Below are 17,740 nucleotides of genomic sequence, written 5' to 3'. Positions count from 1 at the left end.
ATGAAAAGATGAGATTAAATCCAGTTTTAAGAAATGAAAGCAAGCTATCTGTTAGAACAGCTAGATTTTCACTAATGTTATTAATATATATAGCTGTATTATCTGTAGGGACATTGATTTTTTATAATAGCTATAGTAGTGAAGTTTATGCTTCAGGAATAAATCCACAAAATGCAGTTTCTCTTTATATTATTATGGCAGTAATTCAGGCAATACTATTGATGTTTATTGTGCCATCATTAACAGCAACTTCAATATGTTCAGAAAGAGAAAAGCAAACATTAGATATATTATTATCAACAAGATTAAAACCACTTCAAATTATATTAGGAAAGCTTTCAGCATCTTCATTAAAGGTAATAATGCTTATAATTTGTACAATACCATTATATGCGATATGTGGGTTAGTCGGAGGGATAAAATTAAGTAATATATTGGTTTTAATTGGCTCCTTTATTATTAATACAATATTTGTTGGTTCTATTGGAGTGTTTATTTCAACCTATTCAAAGACATCTAAAGCAGCAACAGCTTTATGTTATGCATTAGTATTATTCATTTTTGTTGGAACTGTAGTTATAGCATATATTATCTTGTTGATTAATGCATCAAGAGGAATATATAGTGGAGTAACAACACCTCCATCTATATCACCAATTGCATATTTAAGCCCAGCTACTGGATTTTTTGTAATGTTATCTAATCAAGTAGGATTTGGAGGAAATTCTTTTTATTTCATAGGACAAATTGGAATGTCTAAGTACACTGAATATATTTCTGTAGGAATTCAAATAGTATTAAGTTGCATATTTATAGGATTTGCAGCTAGAAGATTAAATCCACTAAATAGAAAAAGAAATAAGAAGGTAAAGATTAAGACAAAGAAAAAAGTAAAGGAGTAAAGCTATGAATTCTTTAAATAATGAAATATTAACCTTTATAAAAAAGGCATCAAAAAGAATTAGGGCGAACTTCATAATAAACTTGAGCATAGTAGGTTTAAAATACCTACTATGCTCAATCTTATGCTTATTATTAGTATCTTTATTTATAACATTTCCATATGTAGAAGAAGTTTCTCTTAGTGTTTTAGCTTTAGGATTAATTTCAATAATAATATATGGATTTATAAAATCACCTGATAAAAAAAGTGTTGCTTTAATAGTTGATTCAAAAGGATTAAATGAAAGAGTTACTACTTCTTTAGAATTAATAAATGAAGAAGATAATATTTCAATTGCTCAAAAGAAGGACACTGTATCATTTATTAAAAGTTTTAGCATAAAAGATAATTTGAAAATAACTGTAGATAAAAAGCAAATACTTATAGTTTTAGGATTAATAATAATGTGTTTTATGACTTCATTTATAGATACTTCAGCTAAAAAAGAAGCTAATTCAATTAGAGAATTTAATAAATATCAACAGGAATTTATTAAAAAAATCGAAGAAGAAAAGAAGTTAGTTGAAAAATCAGAAGAATTAACTGAAGAAGAAAAAGAGGCTATAAAAAAGATATTAGAAGATGCAAAGAAGGAGTTAAAGGAAAGCGAAAAGAAGCTTGATGTAAATAAAACTTTAGAAAGAATGGAAAAGAAGCTAGAAGATAAAAAGAATGAAGCAAAGAATGATAAAAGTAAATCTGCTATAGAAAAGACTCAAAAGAATTTATTAGATGAGTTTAATAAAGATAAAGAAGAAGGCGCAAAGAAAGACTTAAATAAATTGACTAATGAGCTTATGAAAAAGAAGGAAGGTAAAGAGCTTGCAGATGCAATATTGTCTAAGGATAAGGAAAAATTAGAAAAGGCTTTAGGAAACTTAAAAAAATCCCTGGGAAATATGAGTAGTAGTGAGCTAAATAATTTATCAAAAGCTCTTGCAAATGCCTCTAATAGCGTAAGTGATGAAAATCTTTCAGAAGCCTTAAGTGAAGCTTCAAACTCAGTTCTAGATGGAAAGCTTGATGCAGAAAGTCTAAAGGATGCTATTCAAAATTCACAAAGTAATAGTAGTGGAAAGAAGCCTGGAGATAAAGAAGGCGAAGGAGAAGGCGAAGGCGAAGGTCAAGGAGAGGGCGAAGGCGAAGGTGAAGGCGAAGGAAATGGATCAGGTAGTGGATCAGGAAGTGGAAACGGGAATGAAAGTGGAAATGGAAGTGGAACAGGTTGGAATACAGGAAGTGATGAAGGCAAAGAAAATGATTTAGAAAATAAAGAGGGAGAGCAAATATATATTCCAGGAAGAGACGTTGGAAATGATGAAAATCTAACTGGAAATAAAAATCAAGATGGAAATTCCCAAACTATAGAAACTGAAAATGGATTTAATTTAGATGGAAATAAAATAAATTACGATAAGGTAATAGGAGATTATACTAACAGTGCATTAGAAGGTGCAAATAATAGTAATCTTCCAGAAAGTTTAAAAGATCTTATAAAGGATTATTTTGAAGGATTAAACTAAGAGGTGAAAAGTATGGAAATAAGTGAAAAAGAAATAATAGAAGTTTCAGAGAAAATAAGAAGATGTGAAGAAGAAATATCTAAAGGAATAATAGGACAAAAGGATATAATTAGAAATGTTTTAATTGCTATTTTTGCAGATGGTAATGTACTTTTAGAGGGTATGCCTGGAATGGGAAAAACTCAGTTAGTAAAAACAATTGGGAAGGTACTAAATTTAAGCTTTTCAAGAATACAGTTTACACCAGATTTAATGCCAGCAGACGTAGTTGGAACAAATATAGTAGTTAAAGAAAATGATAAAACTTTATTTAAATTTGAAAAGGGACCTGTATTTACAAATTTACTGTTAGCAGATGAAATAAATAGAGCAACTCCTAAAACTCAATCTGCATTACTTGAAGCTATGGGAGAAAAAACAGTAACAGTTGGTAAGACAACATATGAAATGTCAAAACCATTTATGGTGCTTGCAACTCAAAACCCAATAGAACAAGAAGGAACATATCCACTTCCAGAAGCACAATTAGATAGATTTCTATTTAAGTTAAATGTAGATTTTCCAAATCTAGAAGAGCTTAAGGCTATTATGGATTTAACATTAACTAATAACAAAGTTGAATTTGATGCTGTTCTTGAAGGCGATGAAATATTAAAGATAAGAGAAGCAATTAGAGAAATAAAACTTGCAGAAGCAGTTAAAGAATTTGCATTAAAGCTTATATTAGCAACTCATCCAGAAATTCCAGAAGCTTCAGAGTTTGTTAAGAGATATGTAGAAGCAGGGGCAAGTCCAAGAGCTGCACAAGGTATTATTAGTGGAGCAAAAGTAAGAGCCGTTATGGAAGGTAGGTTAAATGTATCATTTGAGGATATTAAGGCTTTAGCTTATCCTGTTTTAAGACATAGAATAATACTAAATTTTGATGCTATAACAGAAGGCTTAACAGAAGAAAGTATTATAGATAAGATACTAGAAGATTTAAAGGTTGTGTAAAAAATGAGTGAAAGGATATTTAATGAGGACTTTTTTAAAAAGCTAAATAAAATAAATATGCATATAAATTTTAAGCTTTCCTCGGGAACACAAGGAGGAAGAAAGTCAAAAGCAAAAGGAGTTTCTGTAGAGTTTTCTGATTATAGAGAATATGCTCCAGGTGATGATTTTAGGCGAATAGATTGGAATGCATATGGTAGATTTGATAAGTTTTTTATAAAGGTTTTTATGGAAGAAAGAGAAGGTGTTTTTAATTTCTTTGTTGATAAAAGTAAATCAATGGACTATGGAAGTGAAAATAAAAAAGATACAGCATTAAAAGTTGTTGCTGCTTTAAGCTATATTGCCTTAAATAATTTAGATAGAGTGAATATAAGCACTATGGATAACGGGGATATACAAAGTATAAAATCAGCAGCTGGAAACAAAGCATTTCAAAGGATATTAAGAGAGTTAGAAAATATTGAATTTGATGGTAAAACAGATATTACGAGCAGTATAAAAAAGAGACCATTAACTCCTAGGGGTGTATCGGTAGTTGTATCTGATTTCTTAAATAATGAAGGATTAAAAGATTTAGAAGATGCTCTTAAGTATTTAGCTTTTAAAAAGCAAGATATAATATTGGTTCAAATATTATCAAATGAGGAAATCGATCCAGAGTTCAATAATGAAATTACATTTATAGATAGTGAGACAGGTGAAAATGTAAAAATGAGTTTAACTCCAAGTTTGATAAAAGAGTATAAAAATACTTTAAAGTCTTATAAAAAGTCTATTGAGGATATTACAAGAAAATATGGTGGTAAATTTATAAGTGTAAATTCATCTATGGAAATAGAAGAAATAATATTAGGTGAGTTTAGCAAGAAAAGAGTATTGTATTAGGAGGATTATGTTATGGGATTCACAAATTTATGGCCCTTATTTTTATTAATAACAATTCCTCTTTTAATAATGCTTTATATATTAAAAAGAAAGTATAAAGAAGAGGTTATATCTTCAACACTTTTGTGGAATGAAGTTTATAAAAATACTAGAGCAAACACTCCATGGGAAAAGCTAAGAAAAAATATTTTGTTACTTTTGCAAATAATAATATTACTTTTACTTATTTTAAGTTTAATGAAACCTTTTTTAAACTTTGGAGGTAAGAGTTATAAAAATATTATTTTAGTATTAGATAATACTGCAAGCATGAGTGCTGAATATGGTAATAATACTAGGCTAGATGAAAGTAAAGTCCTTGCTAAGGAGTTTTTACAATCAACAAAGGATGATACTAATACTTTTATAATAAGCTTTGATGGAAGTAGTAACTTACTACAAAATGGAGATTTTAATAAAGAAGTTTCTAATGAAATAATTGAATCAATACCTCAAAGTTATAATACTGGAGATATAAATGATACTTTATCTTTTATAAAAGCAATAGGCCAAGGTATTGAAGAAGAATACGAAGTTATTGCTTTTACAGATAAAGAACTTTCATTAGGCGATGTAAATGGAAAGGTTGTATCATTAGCCAATTCAGGAGTAAATGCATCTGTTGACAATGTATCTCATAAGTTTTTAGAAGATAAAGTAAGAGTTATAGCAACTATAACAAATAGGGGTACAGGGGTTTATGAAGGTGATTTTTCTCTTTATGATGGAGAAGAACTTGCTGCTGTTGAAAGCTTGCAATTACAAGAAGGAGAAAATAAAACATTAACTTTTGACTTGCCTAAAATAAATGGTGAAGTTTTAAAGGGAGAATTATCTAGAAAAGATATGATCCTTGGTGACAACACTTATAACCATGTTGTAGGAAAGAAAAAAGTAAATAAGGTTCTTATAGTTACAGAACAAAATCTATTTTTAGAAAGAGCCTTTGGCAGCATTGAAAATACAGAAGTATATAAGACTAATGATGCATCAAACTTAACAAGTGCAGATGCATATGATTTATATGTATTTGATAATGTTACTCCTGATATAATGCCATCGAAAGGAAGCATACTATTTATTAATCCAGCTTCAAATGAATTCTTTAATGTTGTTTCAGGGGGAGAAGGGGGAGAGGCTAAAGCTGTTATAGGAGAACTTTCAAAGTACTTAGAAGATACAACATTTACTGCTGCTAAGTATAATGCAATAGAAATTCCTTATTACGGAAGAGGCTTCTTAAATATAGATGAAAGTTATATAGGATTTAAAGGAGAAGTTGATGGAAGAAAAATAGCTGCTTTATCTTTTGATCTTCACAATAGTGATTTTGCACTTAAAAAGGAATTTCCTGTATTAATGTATGAGCTTGGAGAAAATTTAATATCAAGTGGAATGGTATATAAAAGTAACTTTAAAGTTGGAGAAAAGATAATAGCTAAAGGCGTGTCATTAGATAATAATATTACTTTAACATATCCAAGTGGAAATACATTAGAAATAAAGTCAGGTGATGAAATAAAAGAAGATAGTGAACTTGGGATTTATAAGCTAAATGTCTTAGAAGAAAAAGAATTATTTTCAGTTAACTTTCCATCAGAAAAGGAAAGTAACACTAATATAAATAATATTGGTGAAAGTGAAAATATAAGTGATGCAAAAGCTGATTTAAAACGAGGCTTAAATATTTCTCCATTACTTATAATATTAGCTATTTCAGTAGTAGCTTTCGAGTGGATTATGTATAAGAGAGGAAATTAGGAGGCAAAGAAGAGATGAAGATAGAAATAGGAAATTTGTACTTTTTAATATTGATTCCAATTATTTTTGCCTTTATGTATTATAGCTTTAAAAAATATAAACCATGGAGTAAAAATGAAATTGCAATATTTATAAGTAGAATAGTGATTTTTACACTTTTAATATTTGCATTTGGAAATATAACTATAAATTTAAAGGGAAGAAATATATCAACTGTATTTTTACTAGATGTATCAGAAAGTACAAGTGACTTTGAAGAATCAGGGAAGGATTTTATATCTACAGCTATAGAGTCAATGCCTAAAGGAAATAAAGCTGGAGTAGTTTTATTTGGAGATGATTCAAAAATTGATAAAGTGTTAAATAAGAAAAAAGAATATAAATCTATAGACGAAAAGCCAGTTGTAACAGCAACAAATATTCAAGAAGCAGTAGAAAGTGCTTTAGGATTATTTGAAAGAGGTGGCTCTAAAAGAATAGTTTTAATAACTGATGGAGAAGAAAATCAAGGCGATATATTAAAATCTATACCGTTAATTAATGAACAAAAAATAGATTTTAAAATTTATAAGATTACTGGAGAAAAGGGAGAAGAAATTTACGTTGATAATGTTAAAGTACCAGATAATATATCAGTAGGCGAGGAGTTTTCAGTTTCTATTGATATAAAATCAAATTATGCAACAAAGGCTAAGCTAACATTATTTTCAGGAAGAAATAAAGTAGGAGAACAGCAGGTACAAATACAAAAAGGAAAGAATTCTTTTGTATTTAAAGATAAGCAAAGTTCTGGTGGATTTAAAGGATATAGAGTTTTAATAGAAGCAGATGGAGACACAAACAAAGTTAATAATGAATTTAGTACTTTTACAAACGTAATGGATAAGCCTAATATTCTTCTTATTAATGGAGTTAAAGGTGATTCTGAAGCTTTAGAAGGAATATTATCAAATTCAGGTGCTAATATTAAGAAAATAGCTCCAAGTGGATCACCAAGTACTTTAAATGAATTATTGGAATACAAATCAATAGTTTTAAATGATGTCCATAGAGATGATTTGAGCAATGGCTTTATGGATAATATAGAAGCTTATGTAAAAGACTATGGTGGTGGATTAATAACCTTTGGTGGTGAAGATTCTTATGCTCTTGGAGGATATAAAGATACTTCACTTGAAAAAGTATTGCCTGTTTATATGGATAAGAGAGGAAAAAATGAAGTTCCTGCAATAAGTATCAATTTAATAATAGATAAATCAGGTAGTATGAGTGCTGAAGGTGGTGGAGTTAGTAAATTAACTTTAGCTAAGGAAGCTGCAATGAAGGCATTAGAAAACTTAAGAGAAGTAGATGAGATATCAGTAATAGCATTTGATGATACTTATGATGAGGTTGTGCCTCTGCAAAAGGTTGGAGATAAAGAAGCTATAAAGGAACTTATATCTGGAATTCAAATAAGAGGAGGAACATCAATTTATCCAGCACTTGAACAAGGTTATAATATGCAAATGCAAAGTAGTGCAAAGATAAAGCACACAATATTATTAACTGATGGTCAAGATGGATATGGATTTGATAATTATGCTAATCTTCTTCAAAACTTTAATGATAATAATATTACTTTATCAACAGTTGCAGTTGGTGAAGGTGCTAATGCTGATCTTCTGAATCAGCTTGCTTCAATAGGAAAAGGAAGAAGTTATTATACAGATATATATACTGATATTCCTAGAATATTTGCAAAGGAAGTTCTTTTATCAGCAGGGACATATATAATAAATGAAGAATTTACCCCTAAGATATTAAGTAACCATGAAATATTAGCAGGAGTTAAAACATCAGATGGAATTCCAAGTTTACTTGGATATATAGGAACCTCTATAAAAGAAAATGCAGTTGAAATATTAAGCTCTAATCATGATGAGCCAATACTTGCAGCTATGCAATATGGAATAGGAAAAACAGTAAGCTTTACATCAGACGTTAGTGGTGAGTGGAGTAAAAACTATTTAGCTTGGGAGTATGGCCCACAGCTTATAAAAAATATGGTTTACTTTACTATTCCAAAGTATGGAGAAGAAGGAAAACTTAATATTAGCCAAGAAGGAAATGAAGCAAAAGTAGAATTTTATAATGATAAGATATCTAAAGATGCAAAGGTTAAAGGGATATACAATGGTGAAAATGGCGAAGAAGGGGAATTCGAATTAAGTCAAGTTGAGCCAGGAAAATTTGAAGCTAATATTCCACTAGACTCATTAGGATTTTATAATTTTAGTATAAGAGAAGAGGAAAGTGGAGAGGTAAAAAATAATTATAAAGGAGCATTTGCTCTTCAATATTCAGATGAATATAAATTTAATACTAATGGAGAAAAGTTAGATGTAGTAGTTAAAGAAACAAAGGGAAGTTTTATAAACAAGCCAGAAGAAGTTTTTGAAGGAAAGCTTCAAAGAGAATATAAAAAGATAAATTTAACAACTCCATTAATAGTAATAAGTATTTTATTATTTATGCTTGATATAGCTTATAGAAGATTAAATATAGATTTAGTTAGATTTTTTAAGAAGAGAAAAGATAAAGTTAAAAAAGAAAAAGTAGCTAAAAATTCTAATTCTATAAAAAATAATGAGATTAATATAAAAGAAGAAAAGAAAATTATTAAAGAAAATACTATATCATCAGAAAATAGTAAGTCAAAAAATAAGGTTAATGTTAGAATGAATGTTGAAGCTTTGGAGCAAGATTCAACTAAGGAAAATGAAAGTAAAGATAAAAAAGGTAAAGAAATAGATAATAAAAAATCAAAGAAAAAGTTAGATAAAGAAGCTCCAAAGAAAGAATCGTTAGATACAAGTGCTCTTCTTAAGAAAAAGAGCGATAGAAAGAAGATATAGTTATAAAGGATATATGATTTTTGTATTTAAATCATATATCCATTATTTTTTTACTAATAACTATAAAAGAATTAGAAAGTCATCTTTATTATTTTAAGATATATTAATTAAATAGTTTTACAAATAAAAAATAATATATTTTTTTATATTGTTGATAATATTAAAGAAAAGTTTAAAATTTTTACGTTATTGAATTTGCTATTTTGTTATGATAGTATTTTTTCTTGTATGTAAAAAAGGAGAGAGGATAATGGATAAAAAGAAGATAATATCAAATACAATAATATTTATATTTATTATTTCCTTTATTAGTCTTTTTAAGGTTATGTTTGGGCAAGAAAATACTTTAGTTGGAGTTACAGTAATAACTGCAGCACTAACTTTGATGGAAAGAGATTTAACTATAGCACCATTTAAAAATTTTATTAAAGTATTACTTGTAAATTTATTTAGTTTACTTTTTTCAGTTTTAGCAATTCAAAATATATGGATTGGAATATTTATAAATTTTATAGCACTATTTATAATTGGATATTTATTTAGCTATAATTTAAAAAAATCTATTGTTGTTCCATTTGGACTTCAATATTTCTTTATGTTGTTTTATCCAGCCTACGGAGAAGTTTTATTTAATAGACTTTTATCATTGATTTTTGGTGCTGTATTTGTAATGATCGTACAGTTTGTAGTAAATAGGGATAGAATATTTACTACTGGTGGGAAAATATTAGATGGAATTAGTGGAATGACTTTATCTAAAATTAGACTAATAAAAGAAAATAAAAATTTTCATGAAGAAAATATTAAAATAGGTGAATCTATAAATTCCTTAAAAAGAATAATATATGATAAGAGAGTTCAGGATTACTATTTAACTAATGATGCCAGTATATCAACTGATATTTTGTGGGCTTTAGAGCGTATAAATATATTATTAGATTCAATAAATAATTTAACTAATAAGGAAATATACGGTTCACTATTAGATGATATTTATAGGGAAGTTGAAATTATAAAAAATAGAGATTTTACTTCAAGCAATATAAATATATTTAAAAATAAAATGTATGATAAAGAAATAGATAATTATTATGTAGAAGAGTTCACTAATTTAATTAGATGTCTAAATGATGAATTTGAGCATATTAGTGATTTAAATAGGAGAGAAAAGGATTCTATAAAAAGAGATTATGAAATTCCACATCATTTTCATAATATATATATTCACAAAAAGAACTTTAATATAGATTCTGCAAAAGTAAGATATTCAATAAGACTTGGAATAATTGGTTCAATAACAGTATTTTTAACACAATATTTTAATTTGTCAGAAGGGCGATGGATGGCATTTACAATTTTTTCGCTAATTCAACCTTATTCAGAAATATCAAAAACAAGAATTAAGGAAAGAGTTGAAGGTACTTTAATTGGAGTAGTAATTGTATTAATTGCTTTTAGTTTAATAAAAAATCAGGCAGCAAGAGGAGCTATATTGCTAGTAGTAGGATATTTAAACCCATTTGCAAATGGATATAGAAATACTATTGTTCTTGTTACTATATCTGCAATTGCATCTGCTGCTATTACAGGCGGTACAATTAAGCTTGCTTTATATAGAATAATATTTGTAATTGTTGGAGCAGTATTAACAATATTTGCAGATAAATATATTCTTCCATATAAAATTAAAGATGCTAATAAATATTTAGTTGAAACCTATGATTCAATAATAAAGCAAATGATAGAAGATTTATCAAAAGTTCATAGTGATTATAGTATAAGAAACTTATACTTAATAACTGGATTTATAGAAGATAAAATGAAAATCACTATGTTCCAAAAGGAATTTCTAGGAGCCAAGGAGTTTCTTGAAAATAGAAAAATGTTTGTAAATAATATATATGATTGTTATATAAATATGAGTAATGGGAATGAACTTGATTATAATAAGCTAATTAATGGATTTAAGCTTCAGTAGATGTAGTAAAAGTATTAATGAAAATAAACACAAATAAAAGAAGCAAGATTACTCTTGATTCATAGTAATATAGTAAAAACATTAGTGAAATAAACACCTTGTATAATTAGTGGGCTAATTAGAAGGTGTTTATTTTTATAGAATATTTTAATTAAATAGTATATTAACTTTAAAATAGTTGTAGCAAAATGAATTATAGTGAAATACTTATATAGTAACAATAATTTAATAGGAGAAAACCATATGCAAATGATGGATATGCTTTTTAGGGGCCTTATGGGAGGCGGAATGCCTAATATGGGTGGAGGCGGAAATCCACTAGGCGGATTAGGTGGAGGAGGAAACCCACTTATTAATATGCTATTAGGTTCTATGATGGGTGGACCTATGGGTGGACAAAATCAAATGAACGGTGCCAATAATAATCCTTTATCTATGTTAATGAATGGAATGGGAGGAATGAATGGAGCAGGTAATGGAATGAATGGTCAGGGAAATGGTATGAACCAATTGTTAAGTATGCTTATGGGCGGAAATGGTATGAATATGCCAAATCAAAATGGAGGAAATACTAACAATAGAGGAAATGCTGGTTCTCAAAATCCTAATGCAAATAATCCCTTATCAATGCTCATGAATGGATTAGGCGGTATGAATTCTGCAGGAGCAGGAAATCAGCAAAGAAGTTCAGGTAATGGTAGCGTAGATATGAACCAGTTAATGAGTATGTTAATGGGTGGAGGCAGTCAAAATAATCCTACTTCAAATAATAATGCTAATAATATGAATAATAATGGAAACCAACAAATGGATCCATTAGCTATGCTTTTTAATGCTATGAATGGTGGCGGTATGAATAATAATGTTAATTCAAATTCAAATAATGGTAGAAGACGTTCTTCACATAGTAAACACCATAGAAGTAGAAGATAATTTAATATTTAAGCATTAAAGTAAGTATTAGCTCAACTGAGTTAATACTTATTTTAAATTACTTAACATAATATAAAAGTTTATAAAAGAAATATTTTACATGGAAAAATTAAAAGACTTTATAATTCTTAAGAAAGATGGTATTCTATATAATCGAGAATAAATTTATAGGAGATTAGTAGAGTTATGGCAAGAAATATGACAAAAGATATGACGACTGGAAATCCAGTTAAATTAATACTATTATTTTCAATACCACTACTTATAGGAAATATATTTCAGCAGTTTTATAGCATGGTGGATACTATCATAGTTGGTAGATTTATAGGTGTAGATGCACTAGCAGCAGTTGGATCTACAGGTTCTATGTCATTTTTAATAAATGGTTTTGTTGTTGGCTTAACAAGTGGATTTGCTGTTTTAGTATCTCAAAAGTTTGGAGCTAAAGATGAAGAAGGCTTGAAAAAAGCAGTGGCAAGTGCATTAGTATTATCTGTAATAGCAACTATTATAATTACTTTAGTAAGTGTTGTACTAGCAAAACCTTTGCTTCATTTAATGAATACTCCAGAGAATATAATAGATGATGCAAATTCATACATAATAATAATTTATGGAGGAACTATAGCTACAGTAGTTTATAATATTATAGCAGGTATATTAAGAGCTTTAGGAGATAGTAAAACTCCTTTGTACTTTTTAATAGTTGCTTCTATATTAAATATAGTTCTAGACATAGTATTTATAGTTAACTTTTCAATGGGAGTAGCTGGAGCAGCGTGGGCAACAATTATTTCTCAAGGAGTTTCTGGATTACTATGTCTAATTTATACATATAAAAAATATAAGATTTTAAGATTGAAAAAGGAAGATTTTAAAGTTAAGAGTAGGGTTTATAAAAAACATTTAAAAATTGGAATTCCTATGGCTCTACAATTTTCTATAACAGCTATTGGTATTATGACAGTTCAAGGAGCTTTAAATGTCTTTGGTTCTTCAGCTATTGCAGCTTATACAGCAGCATCAAAGGTATTACAAATAGTAATGCAACCAGCTATAACTTTTGGTGTTACTATGGCAACATATTGTGGACAAAATCTAGGAGCTAAGAACTATGCACGTATAAAACAAGGTGTAAAAAAATGTACTGAGATATCTGTAATTACAAGTATTATTGCGGGTATAATATTAGTATTTGGAGGTAAATTCTTCGTAGGATTATTCATTGAAAATCCAGATGCAAGTATTTTAGCATATGCTCAAGAATGTCTTAATTATTCTGCTATATTCTTTATACCATTAGGGCTAATATTTATATATAGAAATGCACTTCAAGGTATGGGGGAATCCTTTGTTCCAATGATGGCAGGGGCTTTCGAGCTTATAGCAAGAGCAGTGGTTGCTTTTGCATTACCTAGTTTTATAGGATATACAGGAATATGTTTAGCTGACCCAGTTGCATGGCTTTCAGCATCAATTCCACTTGGAATTTATTACTTTAAAAAAATGAAATCTATTGAAATTTAGCTGTAGCAATAGATAAAAGAAGAAAAATGTAAGATAATTTTAGTTTGTTGAAGGTTGTAGTGAAAACTACAACTTTTTTTGATATATTTTTATATAAATATATTAAAAATAGCGTTAATTAGCGTTAATTTACTAATTAAAATAAGGGCAGGTTTGGCATTATAAAATATGATATAATACTTAACAAGTGCAGTAATTATTGATGAGAAATGAATAATTTAATATAATAAAGGTAATAAATTAAACAAAAGATAAACGAGGAATAAAAGATAATGAGTGAAAATATAAAAAAGGATATTCATCATATACATGATAAGAGCTATAAAGATTTATATTCGAAAAAGGAGATAGCAGTAGATTTATTTAAATCTTTAGTAGATAAGGAGTGGACTAAGTATTTAGTTGTTGAAAATCTAACTTTAGTAAATAAATCATATATAACAGCAGATTATGAAGAACTAGAGTCTGATATTGTTTATAAAGCTAATATTAATAATACCGAAGTATATTTTTATATACTTTTAGAATTTCAATCAACAGTAGATTACAGAATGCCTCTTAGATTACTTTTTTATATGTGTGAAATATTAAGAGAACATGCTGTTAATGCAAAGCATAAAAAGTATGATAAGAATATAAAAATACCAGCTGTAATTCCTGTTGTTTTATATAATGGAGAAGAGAAATGGGAAGTTCCAAAAGAATTTAGAAAAATGATTTATAATGAAGAACTTTTTGGAAGTAATATTTTAAATTTTACTTATGATGTTTTTGATATAAGTAATGATGAGAAATTTAATAAAGAAAATCTTGTAATAAGTAAAAATGTTACATCTGCAATATTTTTATTAGATCAAAAAGTAGATGCGTTAGAGTTTTTAGAAAGAATAAAGGTTATAGCTTTATATTTTAATTCTCTTTCAGAAACTGAAATTAAAGCAATTAAGAATTGGATTAAGAATACCGTAGTTAAAGAGTTAGCAGATTCAGCTATAAAGATATTAGAAGCGGATAAAATGGAGGTTGAGCTTATGGTTGCAAGAAATGCTTTTATATTAGAAGATATGAAAGACAAGGCAAAAGAAGAGGGAAAAGCAGAAGGAAGAGCAGAAGGAAGAGCGGAAGGAAGAGCAGAGGGAAGAGAAGAGGCAAGAAAAGAGTTAGCTATAAAATTACTTGATATATTAGATGATGAAATTATTTCAGAAAAGACAGGATTAGATATTGAAACAGTTAAGGAGTTAAGAAAATTAAATCATTAATTTAAATAGTAAGTGGGATATAAAGCACCCACAAGCACCCTAAGATTCATAAACTTTTAAATTGCATAGAAAAGTAGTTATTTTTGTTTTAAACAAAAATAACTACTCTTTACTATTTTAAGTTATTTTCACATGAATTATCAATTATACATTTTTAATTCTTAATTGTGCGATAGCACCTAAAATCCTCTTTTCTTTGCTTCAACTCCACTTTCATTAAGAGCAGGTTCTTCAACTGTAAAATTATATGAACTATTTGCTTGTTGATTTTGAGTTTTTGTCCCATTTCTTAGTACATTTTCTTTTGAATGAGTTCTTCTGTTATCATTTTTCATAAATTTTCCCTCCTAAAATAATATTACCTTTATAGTATTAGGAGATTAATAAAAATTATTAGTTCATTAAGGTAAGAAGAAATAAATTTAATATTATCCATATTTTGATTTCTAAAGGGTATCACGTTTTGTTATATCCTTTTAAAGTATTGAATTTACTGCTTTTGAGGGCTTATTAAGTAGTTTTTTTATCTATTATTTAAATATGCAAAAAGCGATAAGTTTTAAAATTTTTAAATAAAAAATTAACTTAAGTAATGATATATATTAAATTATGTACTTTATTATAATTAGAAGATATAACCATTATTTAAGATAGTAATATAGCATTAAGAATTTTGATTGGGCCAGTGAAGTGAGTTATAAAAATTTAGTCATCTTATATATCTTAAATTTAGAATTATGTTAGAAATTATATAAAAATCGGAAAGTTAATACATATCATTAATTTTAATTCCAATTTACAAAAAATAAATGATTTAATTGATTTAAAATGTTATAATCATTAGACGTAACGTTAATATTGATATGTAGGGGATTAATACGAAGATTTCAAGTATCAATTGTCAATTTTAAAAAAGTGGGTGTTTAAATGTCAAATAACAGATTTTTACCAATCAGTAAAGAAGATATGCAAGAACGTGGATGGGAACAATGTGATTTCATTATAGTAACAGGGGATGCCTATATAGATCATCATAGTTTTGGAACAGCAATTATTTCAAGAGTATTAGAAGATGCAGGATATAAAGTTGGTATAATCCCACAGCCAGATTGGCATAGTACAGACGATTTTATGAAGCTTGGAAGACCAAGGCTTGCTTTCTTAGTTAATGGTGGGAATATGGATCCTATGGTTAACCATTATACTGTAAGCAAGAGAAGAAGGGAAAAAGATCTTTATACTCCTGGTGGGAAAATGGGAGCAAGACCAGATAGAGCTACAATAGTTTATTGTAATAAAATAAGAGAAGCTTATAAAAATATAAATATTGTTATAGGTGGACTTGAAGCAAGTTTAAGAAGACTAGCTCACTATGATTATTGGGATAATAATGTAAGAAATTCAATACTTATAGATAGTGGAGCAGATCTTATAACATATGGAATGAGTGAAAAGCAAATTGTAGAAGTTGCAAATGCTTTAAATGATGGATTTGAAGCAAAATACATAAGGCATATAAATGGAACTACATATACTATAGATTCATTAGATGAAATTTATGGTGATTATAAGTTATTACCTTCAAGAGAAGAAGTTACAAAAGATAAAATGAAATATGCAGAGGCTTTTAAAATACAATATGAAGAACAAGATCCTGTAAGAGGGAAAGTACTTGTACAAAAGCATGGAGATAGATATGTAGTTTGTAATACTCCAGAAATGCCTCTTACAAGAGAAGAATTAGACAAAGTTTATGCACTTCCATACACTAAAGAATGTCATCCTATATATGATGAATTTGGCGGAATTGCAGCTTTAGAAGAAGTTAAGTTTAGTATAGTAAGCTCAAGAGGATGTTTTGGTAACTGTTCATTTTGTGCAATTACTTTCCATCAAGGAAGAGCTGTTCAAAGTAGAAGTGAAGCGTCTATATTAGATGAAGCTGTTGAAATAACTAATCTTAAAGATTTTAAGGGATATATACATGATGTTGGAGGCCCAACTGCAAACTTTAGAAAACCAGCTTGTAAAACACAGCTTACTATAGGTGCATGTAAGAGTAAACAATGTTTAACTCCAAAGCCATGTAAAAACTTAATAGTAGATCATAGTGAATTCTTAGGATTACTTAGAAAGATAAGAAAACTTCCTAAAGTAAAGAAGGCATTTGTTCGTTCAGGATTAAGATATGACTACATAATGGCAGATAAAGATGATACTTTCTTTAGAGAACTTGTTGAACACCATGTTAGTGGACAATTAAAAGTTGCTCCAGAACACGTTGCAGCTAATACTTTAAAATATATGGGTAAGCCTTCCGGTGATACTTATGATAGATTTAGAGAAAAGTTCTTTAAGATTAACAAGCAATTAGGTAAAGAACAATATTTAATTCCATACCTAATGTCAAGTCATCCAGGTAGTGGATTAAATGAAGCTATAGAATTAGCTGAATATTTAAGAGATACAAAATATCAGCCAGAGCAAGTTCAAGATTTCTATCCAACACCAGGAACATTATCAACTGCTATGTTCTATACAGGAGTAGATCCTATAACTGGTGTAGAGGTTTATATTCCAAAGACAAGAGAAGAAAAAGCTATGCAAAGAGCACTTCTTCAATTTAAAAATCCTAAGAACTATAACTTAGTTCATGATGCTTTAGTTAAAGCAGGAAGAGAAGACTTAATAGGAAATGGTCCTAAATGCTTAATAAAATCAAAAGCTGATAGATATATGGCTAAGATGAAAAAGGAAGAAGCAATAGCAAGAGGAAGTTCTAATAGAGGTAAACAAGGCCCTAAGTCAAAATCTTCTTCAAAGTCATCTTCAAAAATGAATAGTAAATCAAATTCAAAGTCTACAAATAACAAAGGTGCGGCAAAAGAAAAATTTGGAGATTTTAAAGGTAAGGGATCAAAGTCAAGAAATAGCAAGAGTAATAGTAGAAAAGGTAGATAAAATTAAACTACTATAATAATCCTATAGCCAAA

At 28.3% G+C, this 17,740-nt stretch carries 12 protein-coding genes; 11 read left to right on the top strand and 1 reads right to left on the bottom strand.

What is annotated here, in order from left to right; translation table 11 throughout:
* The first annotated feature begins 8 nt into the window (after positions 1 to 8).
* From I2A75_RS00410 to I2A75_RS00365, 10 genes are all read left to right on the top strand, one after another.
* Entirely contained in the window at positions 9 to 902 is an 894-nt protein-coding gene (locus I2A75_RS00410) for an ABC transporter permease (protein WP_195262505.1), read from the top strand.
* A gap of 4 nt (positions 903 to 906) precedes the next feature.
* On the top strand, positions 907 to 2,466 hold the full coding sequence (locus I2A75_RS00405; RefSeq protein WP_195262504.1) for a pectinesterase: 1,560 nt from the start codon (positions 907 to 909) through the stop codon (positions 2,464 to 2,466).
* A gap of 12 nt (positions 2,467 to 2,478) precedes the next feature.
* A complete protein-coding gene (locus I2A75_RS00400; protein WP_195262503.1) occupies positions 2,479 to 3,462 on the top strand; it encodes a MoxR family ATPase in 984 nt (327 codons plus the stop codon).
* A 3-nt stretch (positions 3,463 to 3,465) separates the two neighbouring features.
* The gene (locus I2A75_RS00395) at positions 3,466 to 4,350 is read left to right on the top strand and encodes a DUF58 domain-containing protein (RefSeq protein ID WP_195262502.1); all 885 of its coding nucleotides are present in this window, start codon (positions 3,466 to 3,468) and stop codon (positions 4,348 to 4,350) included.
* Between the two features lie 12 nt (positions 4,351 to 4,362).
* On the top strand, positions 4,363 to 6,150 hold the full coding sequence (locus I2A75_RS00390; RefSeq protein WP_195262501.1) for a BatA and WFA domain-containing protein: 1,788 nt from the start codon (positions 4,363 to 4,365) through the stop codon (positions 6,148 to 6,150).
* Positions 6,151 to 6,164: 14 nt separating this feature from the next.
* Complete coding sequence (locus I2A75_RS00385; RefSeq protein WP_195262500.1) at positions 6,165 to 9,047, top strand: VWA domain-containing protein; 2,883 nt, start codon at positions 6,165 to 6,167, stop codon at positions 9,045 to 9,047.
* Between the two features lie 250 nt (positions 9,048 to 9,297).
* Complete coding sequence (locus tag I2A75_RS00380) at positions 9,298 to 11,025, top strand: FUSC family protein (RefSeq protein WP_195262499.1); 1,728 nt, start codon at positions 9,298 to 9,300, stop codon at positions 11,023 to 11,025.
* A gap of 243 nt (positions 11,026 to 11,268) precedes the next feature.
* Positions 11,269 to 11,958 (top strand): hypothetical protein, encoded by a 690-nt coding sequence (locus tag I2A75_RS00375; protein ID WP_195262498.1) that lies wholly within the window; start codon positions 11,269 to 11,271, stop codon positions 11,956 to 11,958.
* A gap of 198 nt (positions 11,959 to 12,156) precedes the next feature.
* Positions 12,157 to 13,485: an MATE family efflux transporter gene (locus I2A75_RS00370; protein ID WP_195262780.1), complete on the top strand. Its 1,329-nt coding sequence runs from the start codon at positions 12,157 to 12,159 to the stop codon at positions 13,483 to 13,485.
* Positions 13,486 to 13,757: 272 nt separating this feature from the next.
* A complete protein-coding gene (locus tag I2A75_RS00365) occupies positions 13,758 to 14,747 on the top strand; it encodes an Rpn family recombination-promoting nuclease/putative transposase (RefSeq protein ID WP_195262497.1) in 990 nt (329 codons plus the stop codon).
* A 179-nt stretch (positions 14,748 to 14,926) separates the two neighbouring features.
* Here the strand turns inward: I2A75_RS00365 and I2A75_RS00360 are convergent, their stop codons facing one another.
* Entirely contained in the window at positions 14,927 to 15,082 is a 156-nt protein-coding gene (locus tag I2A75_RS00360; RefSeq protein WP_195262496.1) for a hypothetical protein, read from the bottom strand.
* Positions 15,083 to 15,674: 592 nt separating this feature from the next.
* Between I2A75_RS00360 and I2A75_RS00355 the strand changes: the two genes are divergently transcribed.
* Positions 15,675 to 17,708 carry a YgiQ family radical SAM protein gene (locus tag I2A75_RS00355; protein WP_195262495.1) on the top strand — a complete coding sequence of 678 codons (2,034 nt, stop codon included), beginning with the start codon at positions 15,675 to 15,677 and terminating at the stop codon, positions 17,706 to 17,708.
* Positions 17,709 to 17,740 lie beyond the last annotated feature (32 nt).

The organism is Clostridium sp. 1001275B_160808_H3, from assembly GCF_015550425.1.
In the GTDB taxonomy this organism is placed as follows: Bacteria; Bacillota; Clostridia; order Clostridiales; family Clostridiaceae; genus Clostridium.
Note: the sequence above shows the minus strand (reverse complement) of the source record. Positions and strands in the feature narration are given on the sequence as shown.

Excerpts from the sequence above, each read along its gene's own strand:
- I2A75_RS00410 (WP_195262505.1), top strand. The coding sequence starts at position 9 with ATGAGATTAAATCCAGTTTTAAGAAATGAAAGCAAGCTATCTGTTAGA.
- I2A75_RS00405 (WP_195262504.1), top strand. The coding sequence starts at position 907 with ATGAATTCTTTAAATAATGAAATATTAACCTTTATAAAAAAGGCATCA.
- I2A75_RS00400 (WP_195262503.1), top strand. The coding sequence starts at position 2,479 with ATGGAAATAAGTGAAAAAGAAATAATAGAAGTTTCAGAGAAAATAAGA.
- I2A75_RS00395 (WP_195262502.1), top strand. The coding sequence starts at position 3,466 with ATGAGTGAAAGGATATTTAATGAGGACTTTTTTAAAAAGCTAAATAAA.
- I2A75_RS00390 (WP_195262501.1), top strand. The coding sequence starts at position 4,363 with ATGGGATTCACAAATTTATGGCCCTTATTTTTATTAATAACAATTCCT.
- I2A75_RS00385 (WP_195262500.1), top strand. The coding sequence starts at position 6,165 with ATGAAGATAGAAATAGGAAATTTGTACTTTTTAATATTGATTCCAATT.
- I2A75_RS00380 (WP_195262499.1), top strand. The coding sequence starts at position 9,298 with ATGGATAAAAAGAAGATAATATCAAATACAATAATATTTATATTTATT.
- I2A75_RS00375 (WP_195262498.1), top strand. The coding sequence starts at position 11,269 with ATGCAAATGATGGATATGCTTTTTAGGGGCCTTATGGGAGGCGGAATG.
- I2A75_RS00370 (WP_195262780.1), top strand. The coding sequence starts at position 12,157 with ATGACAAAAGATATGACGACTGGAAATCCAGTTAAATTAATACTATTA.
- I2A75_RS00365 (WP_195262497.1), top strand. The coding sequence starts at position 13,758 with ATGAGTGAAAATATAAAAAAGGATATTCATCATATACATGATAAGAGC.
- I2A75_RS00360 (WP_195262496.1), bottom strand. The coding sequence starts at position 15,082 with ATGAAAAATGATAACAGAAGAACTCATTCAAAAGAAAATGTACTAAGA.
- I2A75_RS00355 (WP_195262495.1), top strand. The coding sequence starts at position 15,675 with ATGTCAAATAACAGATTTTTACCAATCAGTAAAGAAGATATGCAAGAA.